This window comes from Nocardia terpenica, from assembly GCF_013186535.1.
Classification (GTDB): Bacteria; Actinomycetota; Actinomycetes; order Mycobacteriales; family Mycobacteriaceae; genus Nocardia; species Nocardia terpenica.
Map to the genome: position 1 here is coordinate 1,510,345 of NZ_JABMCZ010000005.1, position 18,677 is coordinate 1,529,021.

The 18,677-nt window shown below is 68.5% G+C and carries 17 protein-coding genes; 3 read left to right on the forward strand and 14 right to left on the reverse strand.

The window, feature by feature from the left end; translation table 11 throughout:
• The first annotated feature begins 197 nt into the window (after positions 1-197).
• Positions 198-800 (forward strand): DUF6461 domain-containing protein, encoded by a 603-nt coding sequence (locus HPY32_RS42775; protein ID WP_067586236.1) that lies wholly within the window; start codon positions 198-200, stop codon positions 798-800.
• 456 nt (positions 801-1,256) lie between these two features.
• Here HPY32_RS42775 and HPY32_RS42780 read toward each other — a convergent pair whose 3' ends face one another.
• Entirely contained in the window at positions 1,257-1,556 is a 300-nt protein-coding gene (locus HPY32_RS42780) for a hypothetical protein (RefSeq protein WP_156674370.1), read from the reverse strand.
• Between HPY32_RS42780 and HPY32_RS42785 the strand changes: the two genes are divergently transcribed.
• Positions 1,555-2,043: a hypothetical protein gene (locus HPY32_RS42785; RefSeq protein WP_156674369.1), complete on the forward strand. Its 489-nt coding sequence runs from the start codon at positions 1,555-1,557 to the stop codon at positions 2,041-2,043. The two genes, HPY32_RS42780 and HPY32_RS42785, sit on opposite strands and share 2 nt — an antisense overlap.
• Positions 2,044-2,172: 129 nt before the next feature.
• On the opposite strand, the gene HPY32_RS42790 is transcribed toward HPY32_RS42785, so the two are convergent.
• The 3 genes from HPY32_RS42790 to otsB form a co-directional block, all read right to left on the reverse strand.
• Positions 2,173-2,829 carry a DUF4360 domain-containing protein gene (locus HPY32_RS42790; protein WP_082871229.1) on the reverse strand — a complete coding sequence of 219 codons (657 nt, stop codon included), beginning with the start codon at positions 2,827-2,829 and terminating at the stop codon, positions 2,173-2,175.
• A 131-nt stretch (positions 2,830-2,960) separates the two neighbouring features.
• On the reverse strand, positions 2,961-3,620 hold the full coding sequence (locus HPY32_RS42795) for a DUF4360 domain-containing protein (RefSeq protein ID WP_082871228.1): 660 nt from the start codon (positions 3,618-3,620) through the stop codon (positions 2,961-2,963).
• 541 nt (positions 3,621-4,161) lie between these two features.
• Entirely contained in the window at positions 4,162-8,139 is a 3,978-nt protein-coding gene (gene otsB / locus HPY32_RS42800; RefSeq protein WP_067586227.1) for a trehalose-phosphatase, read from the reverse strand.
• A 118-nt stretch (positions 8,140-8,257) separates the two neighbouring features.
• On the opposite strand from otsB, the gene HPY32_RS42805 reads away from it, so the two are divergent.
• Positions 8,258-9,271, forward strand: a complete 1,014-nt coding sequence (locus HPY32_RS42805; RefSeq protein WP_067586224.1) for an Acg family FMN-binding oxidoreductase — start codon at positions 8,258-8,260, stop codon at positions 9,269-9,271.
• 345 nt (positions 9,272-9,616) lie between these two features.
• On the opposite strand, the gene HPY32_RS46745 is transcribed toward HPY32_RS42805, so the two are convergent.
• The 10 genes from HPY32_RS46745 to HPY32_RS42855 all read right to left on the reverse strand — a co-directional run bounded on the left by HPY32_RS46745 (position 9,617) and on the right by HPY32_RS42855 (position 18,515).
• Positions 9,617-9,925 carry a helix-turn-helix domain-containing protein gene (locus HPY32_RS46745; protein ID WP_082871227.1) on the reverse strand — a complete coding sequence of 103 codons (309 nt, stop codon included), beginning with the start codon at positions 9,923-9,925 and terminating at the stop codon, positions 9,617-9,619.
• 195 nt (positions 9,926-10,120) lie between these two features.
• Entirely contained in the window at positions 10,121-10,723 is a 603-nt protein-coding gene (locus tag HPY32_RS42815) for a V-type ATP synthase subunit D (protein WP_082871226.1), read from the reverse strand.
• Between the two features lies 1 nt (position 10,724).
• Positions 10,725-12,104: a V-type ATP synthase subunit B gene (locus HPY32_RS42820; protein ID WP_067586221.1), complete on the reverse strand. Its 1,380-nt coding sequence runs from the start codon at positions 12,102-12,104 to the stop codon at positions 10,725-10,727.
• On the reverse strand, positions 12,101-13,825 hold the full coding sequence (locus tag HPY32_RS42825; protein ID WP_067595519.1) for a V-type ATP synthase subunit A: 1,725 nt from the start codon (positions 13,823-13,825) through the stop codon (positions 12,101-12,103). The genes HPY32_RS42820 and HPY32_RS42825 overlap by 4 nt, the downstream gene beginning before the upstream one ends.
• Entirely contained in the window at positions 13,822-14,394 is a 573-nt protein-coding gene (locus HPY32_RS42830) for a V-type ATP synthase subunit E family protein (protein ID WP_067586218.1), read from the reverse strand. The genes HPY32_RS42825 and HPY32_RS42830 overlap by 4 nt, the downstream gene beginning before the upstream one ends.
• Positions 14,391-14,609: a hypothetical protein gene (locus HPY32_RS42835; RefSeq protein WP_067586216.1), complete on the reverse strand. Its 219-nt coding sequence runs from the start codon at positions 14,607-14,609 to the stop codon at positions 14,391-14,393. Before HPY32_RS42835 ends, HPY32_RS42830 begins: the two co-directional genes overlap by 4 nt.
• Before the next feature lies 1 nt (position 14,610).
• On the reverse strand, positions 14,611-15,030 hold the full coding sequence (locus HPY32_RS42840; RefSeq protein ID WP_067586213.1) for an ATP synthase subunit C: 420 nt from the start codon (positions 15,028-15,030) through the stop codon (positions 14,611-14,613).
• On the reverse strand, positions 15,024-16,394 hold the full coding sequence (locus HPY32_RS42845; protein ID WP_067586210.1) for a V-type ATPase 116kDa subunit family protein: 1,371 nt from the start codon (positions 16,392-16,394) through the stop codon (positions 15,024-15,026). Before HPY32_RS42845 ends, HPY32_RS42840 begins: the two co-directional genes overlap by 7 nt.
• Positions 16,395-17,139: 745 nt before the next feature.
• A complete protein-coding gene (locus tag HPY32_RS42850; RefSeq protein ID WP_067586207.1) occupies positions 17,140-18,072 on the reverse strand; it encodes a hypothetical protein in 933 nt (310 codons plus the stop codon).
• The gene (locus HPY32_RS42855; protein WP_067586204.1) at positions 18,069-18,515 is read right to left on the reverse strand and encodes a hypothetical protein; all 447 of its coding nucleotides are present in this window, start codon (positions 18,513-18,515) and stop codon (positions 18,069-18,071) included. The genes HPY32_RS42850 and HPY32_RS42855 overlap by 4 nt, the downstream gene beginning before the upstream one ends.
• Positions 18,516-18,677 lie beyond the last annotated feature (162 nt).

Below are 18,677 nucleotides of genomic sequence, written 5' to 3' on the forward strand. Positions count from 1 at the left end.
CTATAGCCGACTCAAGTGATCGGTAATGCCGAATACCGTGTGTTCAGAGGGTTTCGAGAATCCGGGTCCGGCCATGGGTGTCGGTGGCTCATGGCAGTGTCAGCTGTTGTGACTGCTTCAGCTGATGACGGCGCCTGGTTTCAGGATCATGGACTGTGTTTTTCGACCTTGGTCGCGAGCAGCGAACAGGGGGTGTCGTGAACACCGCCACCGGTGGCCTTGGGTGGATGTACGACAGGGATCTGCCGCTGGTCGGCCTCACCTTCGCGCGTCAGATCAACGCCCGGGAGCTATTGGAGCGGATGGGTGTCGACCACGACACCGTGGCGGTGCGCGCGCCGTATGACTTCCACGACGAGTTGGGCGGCCTTCTCTATGTACACGACGGATATGTGGTCAGCGCAGGGCATTACGGAAGCTGGGCCTGGGCGTGGGAGCACGGCAGTTGGAAATCCCTCTATGACCGCGGCTTGGTGCTGCGCGCCTCGATCGGAACCGCGGCACTGGAGTTGCACGCCGACGTGAATGGCGGAGTGGTGTTCCGGTACGCCGAGGACGGCCGTCTCATCACCGGACTCGACATCACCTACAGAGTCGAACGGACAGGCAGCGACCCGCACCGCTTCGACACCGAGATGCGGGCCCTCGGCGCCCGGCTCGAAGAACACGAATACGGCCCCTTGGGGCCCGACGGAATGTGTTACAAGCTTGCGGAGAACCTCGGCGTCGGGGTGGGTCTGGATGACCTCAACGAACGTCCCGTCCTCAGCGGCCGACTCCTGCCCCCGACCTCGCGGTAGCTGCCGAGTCACTCGACACGCACGCCCGGCGTTCCTCGCCTCGGAAAGCACAGGACGATCAGCCGACATCCCGGCGACGAACGTACTGTATTGGCCGCGTTCCGCTCTGCTGACCCCGATCCGCGTGGTCGGCCGAGCCGGTCCAGCGAACGTCCTGTAGTGCCTCGTGGCGCACGTTGGTTGATCGTTCAGATTGGTTGGGCGGCATGATCTTCCAGCGCCCCCCGCGTGCCAAGGTTCGGAGATGTTCGTCCGGGTTCTTCGCTGCGAAGGCGATGGGCTCCGCTACCGTTTGCTGACAGTCGAATTCACGGGGAGGTAGTGATGACATGGACGGGGCGGTTCGAGAAGGCTGACGGTACAGAGGTGGAACCGCCGGTCGAGCCCGAGGAGTAGACGGCGGTGTGGACCAAGTGCGGCTCTTCGAAGATGATGACGAGGTTTGCGAGGGCCCGATCACCGTGCCGAGATCATCTCGGCACCAGCAACACACGATAATGCCGCCGGGCGGGCGGCCTGCGCGGCGAGATCGACTGCGGCGCAGGATGTCCGGAAATAGCCGACGAGCGAGACGGCTGTGCGCAGGCGAAATCGGCAGTGAATCAATATGATCGAGGCGGTGGGAGACGAGAAGACAAACAGTGGTACGACCAGCCGCCGTTCGGTCATCGTGGGCTCCGCGGCGGCCGCCGTGGGTGTCGGGATCGGGGTGGCTGCGGCGAAAATCAGCGATGCAGACAACGACACTTCGACCATGGAGAGCTCGTTCAAAGTAGTCGATCGTCGCGGTAAGCAGCGCTTCCTGTTCGAGACGAGAAAACCGCCGGTCATCCTCGGCGGCAAGACGTATCCGGCGCAGACACGGCGCGCGCCGGACGACGGGTCCTACATGCTGTTCAACGATGAGAACGGCGACGAGAAGGGCGGCATCCTCGCCGCCGGTGACGGCGCGCAGATCTCGTTCGACTACCCCAATGGAGACGCCATCCATCTGGGGACCGGATGGCAGGACAAAACGGGCGGTGCCGGTCTGGAGATATACCACCCATCGGATCTGAAGGCATCGGCCGACGAAGCGAAACACCCTGTGGGACTGCGACTGTTCGTCGACAACGAGAACGGAACAGGTCTGACGTTATGCGACCAGCAAGGCCGACCGCGAATACAGCTGCGGGTAGCGATGGACGGCACGGCCTCCATCGCCATCTTCGACGAACAAGGCGCGATCGTCAAGCAGCTCTGACGGCCATTCGTGTTGTCGAGCGGGCAATTCCAACCTTCACTTCTCGGGGCCGACGACTCGAAGATCTCCCCCGGGCGAACGCTTCGTCGACCTCGGCCGGCATCGGCCGAAAACAATAAGCCCCCGCCCTCAGCACTGCTTCCACGCGAAATGGTAGGTCGTGACGATACTTCCGTCCGTGGAATCCATGGTGATGAAGCTGGTGGTCTTGGGGTCCGATGTGCCGGTCTTCACCCGCAATTCGGTATTGATGTCGAAGTCGCGTTCTTCTCCGCACGGCTCGTAGACTACGGACCCCACATCGGTCGAGTCCGTCTCCTGCCAGTCGTCGTCCATGAGGCCGGTGAACGGGTGGTCGGCGTATTGGGTCGGCGAGTTGCCCTGGAAGTAGTATCTGGCACGTTCCAGAGCGGTCGCTCCGAGTTCCAGATGCGCGAATCCGCGATAGTCCGCCGAGGCTATCCCGTAGGTGAAGCCTTGGGGAACATGCACTCTCAGGTCGAGCTGGCAGTTCTTGCGGAAGTCGGTCGGGTCGGCTCCCGAACCCGCCTTCGCGGTGTATTGGCTGTAGGTCACCGTGAAGGCCGTATTGTCGAGCGCGACCGCGACAACCGCTGTTCCCTGTGGGCAACCGGTCCCATTGACGGTCACGACGTCGATGACGATCTTGTCGGGCGGAGGGGTCGAGGTCCAGGCGGGTCCCGACGCCCCGGAAGCCGGTGCGCCGGACATCGGAACGGCGAGCGTGAAAAGGGCAGCGCTGACGGCGGCGAACTTCTTGTGCATGATTTCCCCTCACAATGCTCCGGTAGCAGACCTACCGCACTGAGACCTATCACTGTAAGCGATACCGCATCAGACCGAAACCCCTACTGGGACAACATATCTCGGGTGGAAGGTTCGTTACTGTCGCGCTCTCAGCACTGCTTCCACGCGAAGTGGTAGGTGGTGACGATACTTCCGTCCGTGGAATCCATGGTGATGAAGCTGGTGGTCGTATACGGGTCCGATGTACCGGCTTTCACACGCAACTCGGTATTGATGTTGAAATCGCGAGTTTGACCGCAGGGCTGGAACACGATCGCCCCGACATCGGTCGTGTCCGTCATCTGCCAGTCGTCATCGTAAAAACCGCTCAAGGGATGGTCGACATATTCGGTCGCCGAGTCGCCCTGGAAGTAGTACCGAGCCCTTTCCAGAGCTGTCGCTCCGGCGCCCAGGTGCGCGAAGCCGCGGTAGTCCGCGGAAGCTATCCCGTAGGTGAAGCCCTGCGGGACATGTACTTGCAGAACGAGCTGGCAGTTCTTCCGGAAGTCGGTCGGGTCGGCTCCCACACCCACCAGTGCCGTGAACTGGCTGTAGGTCACGGTGAAGGCCGTGTTATCGGCAGCGACCGCCACAGCCGCTGTGCCCTGGGGGCAGCCGGATCCATTGACGGTCACGACATCGACGGTGATCCGGCCGAGGGGAAAGAGCGTATTCGGGCCGGATACCGGGGCACCGACGGCTGGTGAACCCGACATCGGCAGGGAGAAGGCGAAAAGGGCAGCGCCCAGGGCGGCCAACTTTTTGTACATGGTTTCCTCGCAATGTTCCAGCCGCAGACAGATCTCATTCTAAGCAGCCAGCCAGTGGATGCGAACCCCTACTCACAGTGGCGGTTTCGTATCAGTGATCCGATGATGGCATGTGTGGCCGGGCGATTGGCCATCTGCCTCGAATAACGCCTGCGCGCACATTCTTTCGTCTCAATACGACTCGCAGGCGCACACAATGCCCCCTGGACCGTTTACATTCCGCCCCACAAGGATTCGATCGATGCGCCGACCGGCGACCCAGCGACGATACGGCCCCATCAACTCGGTCACCATCTGCGGGTGCATCGCATACACCACCCGGGTACCGATCCAATGCCGCCGGATCGAAGTAACTCGGCGACATCATGATTCGGGAACAGCCGGTCATCCGACCTGCGATCGGTTCGTGGTGTGGCAGCGGCGTTTCAGCGGCCATGAACCAAGCTCGGCTTCCGGAGTCGTCAGGCGTACAACGCCGGGCACGGAACGTACCTTTCGGCCCGATACCGCTGACGAGTAGCGCTGTGTAACCCGCCTTCTTTCATAAGGAACTCGCAGTGAGGTCCGTGAGCAACCGCACCACACCGCCCGCGGCCAGGCTGAATCGCTTGCCTCGGTATTCGATGTCGATCGGCGGCGAATCTCCGGGTTCGGAGGCGACCTCGACCAGTTCCGCGCCGATGCGGAGGGTCAGGCGGTGGCCGCGGTAGGTGATCGGGAAGGTCAGGGTGCCGAGGGTTGGTGGCCAGTGGGGGTTGAGGATCAGGCGGTCGTCGCGGATTTCCAGGCCGGTGAAGCAGCGCTGGAGGAGGTCGATGCTGCCGGCCATGGCGGCGAGGTGGATGCCTTCGGCGGTGGTGCCGCCCTGGATGTCGGTGACGTCGGATTCCAGGACGGTGGTGAAGAAGTCCAGGGCGTGGTCGCGGTTGGCGCGGGCGAGGACCCAGGCGTGGACGACGGCGCTGAGGGTCGAGCCGTGGGAGGTGCGGGCCAGATAGTAGTCGACGGTGCGGGGGATCATGTCGCCGGGAAGGTCGTAGCCCATGTGCCCCAGTAGATCTCGTAGTTCGTCGGCGGACAGCAGGTAGAACAGCATGAGGACGTCGGCTTGTTTGGCGGCGCGGTAGCGGTTGACGTCGTCGCCCTCGGCCTCCAGGATGCGGTCCAGGCGTTGGATGTCGCCGTAGCGGTGGTGGTAGTCGTCCCAATCCAGTTCGGCCAGTTCGTGATACCCGGCGAACTGACTGATCACCTCGTCATGGAAGGGCACGAACAAGCGATCGGCGACCTCGTTCCAGTGCGCGCGTTCGGCGGGTGTGATGCGCAGGGACTGTAGGAGTTCGGCGCGCGTGCGCGGTGCGAGGAGATGCAGGGCTTCGTGGGCACGGCGAATCACCCACGAGGCCATGACATTCGTGTACGCGTTGTCGTCGATGCCGTCGTAGGGTGCGTGTGGATAGCCGGAATGGAACTCGTCCGGGCCGATGACTCCGCGCAGGTGATAGCGATCGTCGGCGGGGTCGTACGTGGCGCTGCTCGCCCAGAAGCGGGCGATCTCCACCAGCAGCTCGGTTCCGATGTCGGCCAGGAACTCTCGGTCGCCGGTCACCTGGTAGTACTGCCATGCGGTGTGGGCGACGGCGATTCCGGCGTGGTGCGCGCGGCGGCTGGGGTCCGGATTCCAGTGTCCGGAGCGGGGATTCAGGTGCAGCCGCTGGCTCTCCTCGCGGCCGTCGCTGCCGGACTGCCACGGGAAAAGCGCTCCGGCGCAGCCGTTCTCGCGGGCCAGGCGGCGGGCTTCGGGGAGTCGGCGGTACCGATAGTGCAGCAGCGCCCGAGTGAGAGCGGGAAAGCGGAGATCCAGCACCGGAAGAACGAACAGCTCGTCCCAGAACACGTGGCCGCGATACGCCTCACCGTGCAGGCCGCGGGCCGGGACGCCGACATCGAGGTCGATGGTGTGCGGGGACAGCGTCTGGGCCAGATGCAGCAGATGCAGTCGCAGGGTGCGGGCGGCGGTGGCGCTGCTGTCCAGGTCGATGCGCAGCCGTCCCCACAGGCTCTCCCACGCCGCGGCGTGGTCGGCGAGCAGGTCGTCGAATTCGCCGACTCGATCCAGCAGGCGCACCGCCTGGTCTTCGGGAGCGGACACCGCGTGGTCGCGGCCGGTGACGACGGCGGCGAATTTGGTCACCGCGACCGTCTCCCCCATGCCGACGACGACGTCGGTGTCATGCCCGAACGATCCGGACTCGTCGACGGATCGTGCTGTCGCCATGACCTTTTCGGTGCCGTCCTGCACGATGGTGCGGGCCGCGACCGCGAGCGCGACATGCGACTGGTTGGTACCGACGACCGTCACCACGGTCCGCGAGCCGGGCCGGAAGACGATCGGCGCAGTGAGATGATCGCAGGCCAGGTCGCGGTAGCGCGCCACCAGCGCATTACGCACGTCGGTGTCGACGACCGAGCGGACCGTGATCCGCCCGTGCCAATTCTCCGCCGTGACAGTGGTTTCCATCGCGCACAGGTGCGGTTCGTGCATGGCCGCAACGCGGCGCTGAGTGACGGCGGCGAGCCGCCCGTCGCCGTCGCGGTAACGGAACCGCCGGGTCAGCACGGCCCGGCGCAGATCGAATTCCTGCCGGTAGAACAGGATCTCGACGGAATCGATGTCGAACCAGTCCCCGCCGTCGACGCGCCAGGTCACCGGCAGCCAGTTCGGCATGTTGACCAGGCTTTCGTTGGCGACGGCCTGCCCGGCGATCACATCGGTGAGCCGATTGTAGATACCGGCAATGTAGGTGCCCGGGTAATGATGTTCTCCGGCGCGAGATTCGGGTGCGGCACCGCGGGTGGCGAGATAACCGTTGCCCACGGTGCACAGCGCCTCGCGCAGTCGTTCGGTGGCCGGATCGTAGCCGTCGTAGGCCAACACCCAGGACTCGGTCACGTGCGAGGTGGTTCCGTCCGCGAGGTAGGCGACGACGCGATCGAGCAGATCGCGCACCCGAGCGGGACTGTCCACCGCGAAATGGGCGGCGGTGCGCCGGTCACCGGAGTCGGGATGGCGCACCATGACCGGTATTCCATCGGCGGTGACGGCGTCGAAGGCATCCTCATCGGTGAGGTCATCACCTATATAGAGTGGGACAACAGGTTTCGCGAGATGGTCCAGGATCCAGCCCACCGCCTTGCCCTTGTCCCAGTCGATATCGGGACGCAGCTCGACGACCTTGCGGCCGTGGGTGATCCGCAGACCCGCTCGGCTTCGGGCAGCGTGCGCGGCGGCCGAGACAGCGGCGACCTGCCGGGCGGGGACCCCACGATAGTGAATTGCCACCGCAAATCGCTTGTGCTCCACTCGCACTCCCGGAATGTCACGCAGGGCGTCGCCGAGCTCGGCGGCAGCGGCGGCCAAGGCGGATGCGGAACTCGCCCCCGCGTCGTGGACGTGCACGGTCCCCTCGGGGTCCAGCAGTTCGAAGCCGTGGCTGCCCACGTACCAGATCCCGGGTACTCCCACCCTGGTGCGGAGGTCGTCGAGATCGCGGCCGCTGATGATCGCGACCGGGCAGTGTGCGACCAGGCGGGCGAGGGCGTCGGCGGCTCCATCCACCAACCTGGCGGTGTCGGGGGCGGCGACGATGTCCGACAGGGTGCCGTCGAAATCCAGGAGCACGGCCGGGGTGTCGGCGTCGAGCCGGTCGGCGATGCGCCACCAGGACGAGGACGCATCCGGCACCTCCGACATGCGGCGAAACCCGTTGCGCACCTCGATCTCTGCGAGATCGGCGACGACGACGTCCGCGCCGTGCTCGAGCAGGCGACCGGCATGGCCGACCCGGTCGACGCCGACGACCAGCCCGAACCCGCCGCTTCTCCCGGCCGCGACCCCGGCCTCGGCGTCCTCGACGACAACGGTCCGCTCGGGGTCGGCGTGCAGGCGGAGCGCGGCCTCGAACATCGTGGCCGGATCGGGTTTGCCCGGGAGACGGAGGATTTCGGCATCCAGCCCGTCGACCCGAACGGCGAACAGGTCACCGATCCCGGCCGCCTCCAGCACCCGGGCGCAGTTGCGGCTGGCCGAGAAGACGGCCGTGCCGATGCCCGCGCCTCGTAGTGTCCGGACCAGTGCCACCGTGGAGGCGAAGGCCGGGACGCCTTCGCGGGCAATGCGTTCCAGGAACAGCTGATCCTTGCGGTTGCCCAGCCCGCACACCGTCTGCGCGTCGCCGGGATCGGCCGGTTCCCCATCGGGTAGTGAAATACCCCGGGAGGCAAGGAAATCGGCGACCCCGCTGTACCGGGGCTTGCCGTCGACGTGGCGTTCGTAGTCGAGCATGGTGAAGGGCGCGGTGTTCTCGCCGGGTGCGGACGTGCGCGCGGCGAGGAAGGCGTCGAACAGTTCGGTCCAGGCGGCGGCATGGCGGGTGGCGCTGTCGGTGACGACGCCATCCATATCGAACAGGACCGCGTCGCAGCGGCGGCCATCGATCGCTACCGTGGGGGCGTTCATACTTCGAGCGTGCTCGGGAATCGTTACGCCCGATAGGGGCTCCGGTACGAACGACAGGGGTCTGGTGCCGGGACCAAAGACTCTGCGTTCCCGGCATGGCGGTTCCTACTGTCAGTCCATGACCAGCGTGCCTCCCGGCGACATCATCGAACAGGCCGTCCGATCGGCCGGTCGCGCACCGTCACTGCACAATGCGCAGCCGTGGCGATGGGTGTTCGAACAGGATCGGCTGCGCTTGTACGCGGTGCGCGAGCGGATGCTGCCCGGCGCCGATACCACCGGCCGCCAGATGATCCTCGGCTGCGGTATCGCGCTGGATCATCTGCGGGTGGCGTCGGCGGCACTCGGCTGGCGCACCCTCGTCGCCTACCTCCCCGACCCGAATCGGCGTGACCATCTCGCCACCGTCCGGTTCGTGCCCACCCGAGCAGTGACCGGCATCGACCGGGAACGGGCCGAGGCGATCGAACGGCGCCGCACCAACCGGCTCCCGTTCGGCGCTCCCCCGCACTGGGACGACACCGAGGCCGCGCTGCGGACCGCGCTCGACCCCGAGGACGCCGCGCTCACGGTCCTCGCCGAGAACTGCCGTCCGGCGCTGACGCACGCCTCGCAGCTGACCCGCGCACTGCGCCGCTTCGATAGCGAGTACCAGATCGAGCTGCGTTGGTGGACAGGACATCTCAGCGATACCGCAGGTGTTCCGCCCACGGCGTTGCTGACCGCCGACGAACAGCAGCGCGTCCCGGTCGGCCGCGCCTTCCCCACCACGGGCGCCGAACCCCGGCACCCGCGGATCGAGGCCGATCGCTCCCGCATCCTCGTCCTGTCCACTCCCACCGACGGCCACCTCGATCTGCTCCGCTGTGGCGCGGCCCTGTCCACGCTGCTGCTGGAATGCACTCGATCCGGATACGCCACCTGCCCGCTCACGCACCTGACCGAGTTCCCGCGCAGCCGCACCGTCGTGCGGAATCTGATTGAGGCCGTCGGTCTGCCGCAGGTCCTCGTGCGCGTCGGCGCGGTACCGGAATCCGCCGACCGCCCGCCCTCGACGCCGCGGCTACCGCTCGCCGACATCCTGCATATCGTCGAGCGGCCCGCGGACGACGAGCCCGCCCAAGCTCTCTAGCGGGCTACCGCGGGGCGTGGGAGGGAGCGCGAGCAGGTGGGAGACATAGTCCTCGACGGTCTTCTCCGCCAGCCACATTCGCTCACCGATCGCTGGGCCGCCAGCCCGAAAGAAAAACATATCGCGATGATTGTCGCGCTAGGGCACGGCGCAGAGACTCAACCAGCTCGGGTGCTGTGGGTCCAACACTATCGACTGCTTGCCGAGATTGCGGGCCACGCCGAAGGTGGTCAAATGGCGGGGCCAGCGGGCGCGGGCGATGGCGACTCGCAGCCGGTGTCCGGCGCGACACCCGCGGCGGCAAGTTCGCTTTCGGCCATTCGGTGAAACCGCCTGTGCCATGCATCAATGGCCGGGGACAGGGAGGTCCGTGCATGCGCGGTGGTAATCAGTCGGTGCTCCCGTTGGAGGGCGTCGACCACCCAGAGGAGGCGGTCGGCCGATTGTTTCGGCGACTGCGGTCTCGAGCACCGCGACCAGCAACTCGTCCTTGTCCTGGAAGTACCAGTACGCGGTGTTGCCCGTGATTCCCGCCGCTTTCGCGATGGTGGCCATGGTCGTGGATTCGTAGCCTTCCGTCGCGAACAGGCGCCGGGCAACCGCGACGATTCCGGGGCATGCCGGGCATCGTAGCCATCGTCCTAACCGCCCGATCCGTGCGCAGACCTGTCACGGCCAGCACCTACCGCGCCGGATTCGCCCTGGCCGTCGTCATCGAATGACCGAAGGGAGTGACGGCGAGTGTCACGGTCCGGCCGGTGCGCCGTTGCCCATGACCTCCGACCGGCGGGCCACGCCCACCGAGACGATCCAGTGTTGTTGAACTCTCGACGGTCTCGGCTCGTCGGCTCACTGCGGTTGGTGGGCGGCGCGCAGCAGTGAGATCCGTTCGGCGCGTTCGCGTTCCTCGAGTGCGATCTCGAGTGCGGTGAGTGCGGATCGGAGTGCGGGGATGCGGCGGTGGCGCAGGGCTTGGGCGCGGACCCGGGTGGCGGCGAGTTCGCGTTCCACCGCGTACACGGCCGCCAGTGCGGCGGCGTGTTCCGCGGCGGCGATCAGTGCGTCGGCGTGCGCGGCACGCGCATGCAGCAGAACCGTTGTGCCGCCGATCGGCTCGTCGCGGGGCACCGTGCACCGCACGGCGTCCGGGTAGCGCACCCCGGCCGACATCGCGAGGTCGACGGTGATCTCGGCGCGCCCGCGTGCGGCAGCCAGTATCAATGATCGTTGCCCGCCCGCGAGCAGCGCCCGCAGCTGCCAGGTCCGCGCCGCCGTGCAGGCCGCTGCCCAGGCGTCCCCGGTGCGCGCGGATCGCTCGCGCAGCCGCCGGTGCTGCCGTTCGAGAATCGTGCGTTTGCGTTCCAGCAGCGACAGCGCCGAGTCGGCCACGGCGATGCGGTCCCGGAGCCAGACCCGCCCGGCGCGTCCGGGCGGAATTCGTAACGCCGCCATGTCAACTCATCTCGTGTGCGTCGAGCAACTCGTCCGGCAGCATGGTGAGGGCCGCACGCGGTAATCGGGTGAGCGCCTGCCACGCCCGGTCGAGGGTGTCGTCGAGATCGCGGCATTCGCCGACGCCCTGATCGACCAGTTCGGTGGTGAAGGCGTCCGCGAATTCCAGGTGGGCGCGGTCGATTTCGGTCAGCGCCCCGGTGCCGATCAGCTCGCTCAATTCCCGCACCTGCCGGGCGCGCGCCAGCGCGGACAGCAGCTGCGCGGCGACGGCGGGATGGTCGGCGCGGGTACGGCCCGCACCGGTGCCGTGGCGCATGAGCCGCGACAGCGACGACAGCGCGTCCACCGGCGGATAGGTTCCGCGCGCCTGCTGTTCGGCCGACAGCACGATCTGCCCTTCGGTGATGTAGCCGGTGAGATCGGGTACCGGGTGGGTGATGTCGCCGCCGGGCATGGTCAGCACCGGGACCACGGTGATCGATCCGGTCCGTCCGCGAATGCGCCCGCAGCGCTCGTACAGTGAGGCGAGGTCGCTGTACAGGTAGCCGGGATAGCCTCGGCGGCTGGGGATTTCGCCGCGCGCGGCGGACACCTCGCGCAATGCCTCGGCGTAGTTGGTCATATCGGCGAGCACCACAAGCACGTGCCGTCCGCCCGGCTCGCCGAAGGCCAGGTGCTCGGCGATCGTCAGCGCCGCCCGGGGTGTGAGCAGCCTTTCCACGACCGGATCGTCGGCCAGGTTCAGCAGCAGCACCAATTCGCCCGCGGCACTGCGCTCGTCGAGCGCGTCGCGGACATAGTCGGCGTCGGCGTGGGTGAGCCCCATGGTGGCGACTACCACGCAGAACGGGTCGTCTCCGGTGCTGGACTGGGCCGCGATCTGGCAGGCCAGCCGCAGGTGCGGCAGTCCCGGCGCCGAGAAGACCGGCAGCTTCTGCCCGCGCACGACGGTGGTGAGCGCGTCGATCACCGAAATTCCGGTGCGGATCGGATCGGCCGGTGGCTCCCGACGCATCGGATTGAGCGGTGCTCCCGATACCGGCATCCGTGGGCCGAGCACCGGCGGTCCCTCGTCCAGCGGCACGCCGCGCCCGTTGCACACCCGCCCCAGCCAGCCGTCCCCGACGGGGATATCGAAAGGCGCACCGGCGAATTCGACGACGGTGCGATCCGGGTCCATGCCCGCGGTGCCTTCCAGCATTTCCACGACGGCCACGTCGTCGGCCACGTCGAGCACGATCCCGTGGCGGCGCTCACCACCGGCGAGCTCGATGCGGACGGACTCGTCCCACCGCACCTCGCCGACGCCGGAGACCATCAGCAGCGGCCCGCGCAGCTCCTGGACCGTCGTGTATCGAATCCATTCGGCCGCGGTCATACCAGCCTCGCCAGCCGGGTGAGCAGCATGTCTCGCCGCTGCGCGACCGCCTCGGTGTCGTCCGGTCCCGCCGCCTCTCGGGCGCGGACCAGGGGACCGAAGTCGACGGCCTCGACGCGTTCGGGAGCGATACCGGTGGCGGCCAGTTCCCGGCAGCGGTCGATCACCGTCAGCAGGGCCTCCACCAGGGCGACCGTCTTGGTCATGGAGCAGTGGGCATCGTTGGGCGACAACGCGTTCTGCTGCAACACGCCCTCGCGCAGCAGGCGGCCCGCCAGCACCACCATGCGCTGATCGGGAGGCAGGGTGTCCAGCCCCACCAGTTCGGTCAGGGCGGCGAGCCGATCGGCCTCGGCGAGCAGGCCCACGATCCGGCCGCGGCGCTGCGCCCAGTCGAGGTCGCCCGCGGCGGCGTATCCGGCCGCGACCGCGTCGACATCGTGGGAGAACGACGCCGCCCACGACAGCGCGGGATAGTGCCGGGCGTAGGCCAGGTCCCGGTCCAGGGTCCAGCGGCAGCGCACGAATCGTTCGGTGTGCGCGGTGACCGGTTCGGACAGGTCTCCACCCGGAGGCGACACCGCGCCGACGATCGTGACCGAGCCCACCGAATCGTTCGATGTCGTTACCGCCCCGGCGCGTTCGTAGAAGGCGGCCAGGGCCGAGGCCAGATCCGCGGGATACCCCTCCTCGGCGGGCAACTCGCCGGTCCGGGAGGCGAACTCCCGCAACGCTTCCGCCCACCGGGAGGTCGAATCGGCGATCACCACCGTGTGGTAGCCCATGTCCCGGAAGTATTCGGCGACGGTGACGCCGGTGTAGACGCTGGCCTCGCGCGCCATCATCGGCATATTGGAGGTGTTGGCGATGACCACGGTCCGGTCGGCCAGGCGTCCGCCGGTGCGCGGGTCGGTCAGGGCGAACATCTCGCCCATGATCTCGGCCATCTCGTTGCCCCGCTCCCCGCACCCGACGTAGACGATGACATCGGCGTCGCACCATTTGGCCACCTGTTGCAGCAGCATCGTCTTGCCGGTGCCGAATCCGCCCGGCACTGCGACCGTTCCGCCCTTGGTGACCGGGAAGAGCAGATCGACCGCGCGCTGACCGGTGTGCAGGGGATCGAGCGTGCCGCGGCGACCGCGCACCGGTCGCGGCGTGCGCACGGGCCAGTACTGTTCGGCGGCAATCGGAAGACCCGCCACCACCGCCACGGTGTCGGCGGCGGCGTATTCGCCCTCGGCGGCAATCGAATCCACCCGACCGGCGCTCGACGGCGGGACCAGCACCCGGTACTCCACCGGTCCGCTGCCGTCGAGCACGCCCAGCACGCTGCCCGGGCCCACCTCGTCCCCGGCCGAAACCCTCGGCCGGAACAGCCGACGCGTGTTCCCGGTGTGTGAGTAGCCGCCGGGGAGCAACCATGTCCCGGCGTTCGCCAAAGGCCGTAGCAGTCCGTCGAATACGCCGCCGAGCAGATCCGGAGCCAGCCGCGCCGACAAGGGGCGGCCCGACGGTGTCACTGCCGCACCCGGGCCGAGACCGCCCGAGTATTCGAACGCCTGCACCGTCACCCGGCCGTCGCGGATGCCGACCACCTCGGCCGGTATGGCGTCGTCGCCGAGGGCGACCAGGTCGTTCATTGCCGCGCCCGGGAAGTTCGTCACCTCCACCAGCGGGCCGGAGACGCGGCGGACGCGAGGTGCGGGTGTGTCGTTCATGCCCACAGTCCTCCGATCTCGGGTTCGACACGGTCCAGCGCGCGGACGGCGATGGTGCTCAGCCGGAGATCCAGAATCCGGCCGCCGGATCGGGCCATCACTCCGCCCGCCGGGTCCTCGACGATGTCGCATTGCGCTCCGAGCAGGCGAACAGCCGAGTCTCGCAGGCCGTTTCGTATCGTCGCGTAGTCGGGGTCGGCGCGCAGGCCCAGGACCGCGGTCGTGGCGGCGGCTCGCCATCGGTCGTAGGCGTCGCGCTGCCGGGCCAGCAGGCGTGACCGCCGCTCGCGGGTGATGCGCCGCCGCTCCACGGCCGATACCGCGGCTGCCCGGGCGTTTCCGGCGGCCTCCGCATGCGAGAGGATCTCGGACGCTTCGGATTCGGCGCGGGCACGGGCGGCTGACGCCTGTGCGCACGCCGCCTCCAGCGTGTGGTCGGCGTCCTCGGTCGCCCGGCGCAGGATTTCCGCCCGCACCGAGTGCAGGGCCGCGTCGATGGTGTCGACCGCCGGGTTCGTCGGCGCGCCGACGGCCGCCGTCATGGCCTGGACCTCCGGGGAAACGCTCATCCCGGCATCACCACCGTCAGCGGCGCATCGGAGGTCGCTCGCCCGGCCAGGGCGTCGGCCGCGGCGGCGGTCACGATCACCAGCGTGGTGCCGGAATCGAGGCTGTCCCAGGCTTTTCGCACGGCCGCCGCGTCCGAGGCGGCCAATACCAGGGCACCGGCCAGGGCGTATCCCAGCACCCGCTCCGGCTCGCCGATCACCGCGACGCCACCCATCTCATGCCTTCCCGATCAGCATGACCGCCACGATCAGCCCGTAGATGGCGATGCCTTCCGCCAGGCCGACGATCACCATCGCCCGCCCGAACAATTCGGGACGCTCGCTCAGGGCCGCCAGCGCGGCCGCACCGGTGTAGGCGACGGCCAGCCCGGCGGCGATCGAGGAGCCCGCGACGGCGATGGCCGCGCCGATCAGGGCCGCCCAATTCGTACTGCCGCCACCCCCGGCGGCCATGGGCGCCGCGGTGGCGGGCCCGGCGGAGATCGCCGTCACCAGCACCGCGCCCCCGGCCATCATGGTCGCGGCCGCGAGACCGGCGCACAGCTTCAGCGCGACCCCGCCGGGACGGCGCAGCGCGAGAACTCCTGCCGCCGAGGCGATGACGAGTATCGGCAATGCGACAATCCAGCTCAGCACGATGCTCCCTCCGTTTCCTGGATGGGGATCCGCCACGGCGAGAACGCTTCTCCCGCACCGGCGAAGATCTTGGAGAACAATTCGTAGAATTCCAGCCGCAGCGCCTGCACACCGGCGACCAGCGCCTCCAGCGCGAAGGCGACCGCATTGCCGAGCACGAAAACCACTGCGGCAACCACTGTTCCGGCTACCGGCAGGTTCGCCGCCGCGGTGGTGGCCTGCCACACCACCCAGCCCAGGGCGGCATGGGTCATGCCGAAGGCGGCCAGCCGGGCGAACGATATGGCATTCGCGCCGAGGTGCACGACCAGATCGATCACGCCCACCCCGGAGCGCGCGAATCCGGCCGCGCCACCGCCGGACTCGCCGAACATGCCGATCACCGACAGGATCAGCCCCACGCCCGCCACCACCGCCCCGGCCATCACGACCGCGAACAGCCGCGCCAGGATGCCCGCGGTGATCACACCCACACCGAGAAATGCTGCGGCACCGGCGATTCCCGAGGAGGCGTACAACGCCAGCGATAGCCCGCCCTCGCGCCACCGATTGACCACCCCGAATCCGTAGGCGCAGGCCAGCATTCCGGCCCCGACCGCGACCGCGGCGATCAGCAGCCGCACGGGATCATCGAGGGGGTTCAGCCACAGCACCGGCAAAACACCGGTCGGGCCGAAGAACTCCCCGTACAGCAGCCCGAAGGCGGTGGCGGCGACCCCGGCCCCGGCGACGAAGACCCACAGTCGCCGCAGCCGAGCCAGTTTCGCGATCCACCCCCGCCGCAGCACCTCCGCCGCCGCCAGCAACAGCAACCCGTGCCCGGCGTCACCGAACATCATCCCGAACATGGCCACATACGCCAGCCCCGCGGGCACGGTCGGATCGACATCGCGGTAGGCCATCGTCCCGTACAGGCCGACCAGGGGCGCGAAGGCCCGCCGCAGCGGCGCGCCGCCCGCGAGCAGCGTCGGCGGATCGATCCCCGCAGGGACCGGCAGCGGCACCACAGCCGCACCCACCGCTTCCAGCCGCTGCCGCAACCCGGCCACCTCCGGCTCCGGGCACCACCCCGCAATCGCGGCCACCCCCCGACGCCGCACCGCCCACTCAGCCCGCACCCGCACCTGCCTCTCCCCCTCCACCAGATCCGCGCGCCCGTCCCGCTCCAGCACGGACCCATCGGGCTCGAGCATCGAAATCCTCGGTGTCACAGCGCTTCCCGGGTGTTCGGCACGCTCCCCTTGATCAAGCTGAACCACCCCCGCCGCCGCCACCTGCACGAGCATGGCCCGCAGCGCGGGCTCCGGGGCGACGAGCGCCACCCGCTGCATGCGCACCGGCGTCAGGGCCTGCGACCAGCTCATCGCCTCACCAGCCCTGACCAGCCCGCAGAATGAACACGGGCACCACAAACCGCGACCAGCTCATCACCCCACCCGCCCAGCAGAACGAGCACGGGCGCGACGAACACCACCCCGTGGCATGCGCACAGGCGTGAGGCTGCGGCCAGTTCATCGCCCGCCACCCAGCACAGCCCGCGAAACAAACACGGACATGACAAGAGCCCCCGAAGCACGCACACGGGCACGACGAACCCCACCCCGTGGCATGCGCACAAGCGTGAGGCTGCGGCCAGTTCATCGCCCGCCACCCAGCACAGCCCGCGAAACAAACACGGACATGACAAGAGCCCCCGAAGCACGCACACGGGCACGACGAACCCCACCCCGTGGCATGCGCACAAGCGTGAGGCTGCGGCCAGTTCATCGCCCGCCACCCAGCACAGCCCGCGAAACAAACACGGACATGACAAGAGCCCCCGAAGCACGCACACGGGCACGACGAACCCCACCCCGTGGCATGCGCACAAGCGTGAGGCTGCGGCCAGTTCATCGCCCGCCGCCCTGCATAGCCCGCGAAACAAATACGGACGTGACGAGAGCCCCCGAAGCACGCACGCGGGCACGAGGAACGCCATCCGGTGCACACGCACAGGCGTCAGGAACCGCGACCAGTTCGTCTCTCCGGCCACCACGACCTGCGGGATGAACACAGGCGCGAGGAACGTCGCTCGATGCATGCGCGCAGGTGTCGGAGACGGCGACCGGTTCATCGCATTGTCCCGCCGACGATCGCGTCGAAGTCCGCCACGGACCCGGCGCCCGCGGCGATCTGCAGGGCCGCGCGGACCCGCCAGGCGTCGGCGGTCAGGGCGGCCACTGCTCCGATCGCGTATGCGGGGCCGAACCTGTTGTCCGACAACAGGTTTCTGCCGTCGCGGTCTACCCGTGACCACCAGCGGAACTCCGCTCGCCACAGGTCGTCGACCGCCTCGACGCCGTCCAGTGCCCAGCGCGCGGCAGGCGGTAGCCCGGCACCGAAGCCGGGCAGCTCCGCGGCCGCCAGCGCGGGGATCCCGAGCAGGTGCCGAGCTTGCCGGGTGATCGGCTCCGGCAGGGGCCGCGCCTGCACGAAGCGACGGCGGGCAACGAGGAGTGCCACAGCTCCCGCGGCCCACGCCGCCGCGTGCGGAACGTCGGCGGCCACCCGGCTCGCCCAGGCGATCGCCAGGGCGTCGGCGATGTCGGCCACGGTGTCGCCGCCGGGTGCTCCCCAGGGCGAATTCCCCAGTGCCACGGTCAGATCCGGTAACGATCGCGCCGTGCGCAGGTGGGGCCATGCCCAGCGCAGCGCGCCCAGCTCGAACATCGGCTGGGGCGGCGCCCCGGTCAGCGTGGCGGCGAGCGCGACGATATTGGCCCTCTCGAATCCGCCCGCCAGGGAGCGGATCATGCGGGCGCCCGTGCGTGGTTGCCATCCGGCCAGTACCCGCAACTGCCACAGTGTCGCTGCGGCGACGGCGTGCTCGGTGTCGGCCAGCGACGCACCGGGGCGGACGTCACGGCGGTAGGGGCTCGCGGCCAGGATCTGCTGGGCGGCGGCCAGCGAACCGGCGGCCGCCAGATCGTGCACGGCCGCACCGAGCCTGCGCTCGGACAGACCGGCGGCGCGGACCGTGCCCGCGACCCAGCCCGCGCTCATCGGCCGGTCGTTTCGAATCCGGTGGCACCGAGTTCGGCAATGATCTCCCGGGCCACGGCCACCACGCGATCGACGTATTCGGGAAGTCGGGCCTGCACACGGCCGGGGATATCGGCGTCGGGCCCTGGATCCGGCGCACGCTCGCGGGCCTGCGCCAGCGCCTTCGTCATAGCTTGTGCCGCAACGGTTTCCATACTCTCGCGGGCCCGGTCGACCAGTGCGGCCGCGGTGCTATCGCCCTCGTCGCGCAGCCGCACGGCCCGGGCCTCGGCCGCTCGCCGGATCCGGTCGGCCTCGTCGTGCGCGTCGTCGAGCCGGACCAGCAGCGGCATCAGCTCCGCCGCGGCGATCGCCGCTCGATCCACGGGGACACCGCCCGGCCCCGCCGCCCCGGGCGCACCCGCGGGCCGGAACCGGTCGAGGAAGTCACTCCAGCGCGGCATCCGAATCTCCCTGTTCGCGTTGCTCTCCGGCGATTCTCGATCGATACCGCTCGCCGTCGTCAGAGCCGTACGGCGATGGGTGGCCGGGACCTTCGCCCCTTCTCCCGGATTGTGACCATGGACCCGATGCGCCGAGGCCGAAGGCCGTAGCCGCGCCGGTCC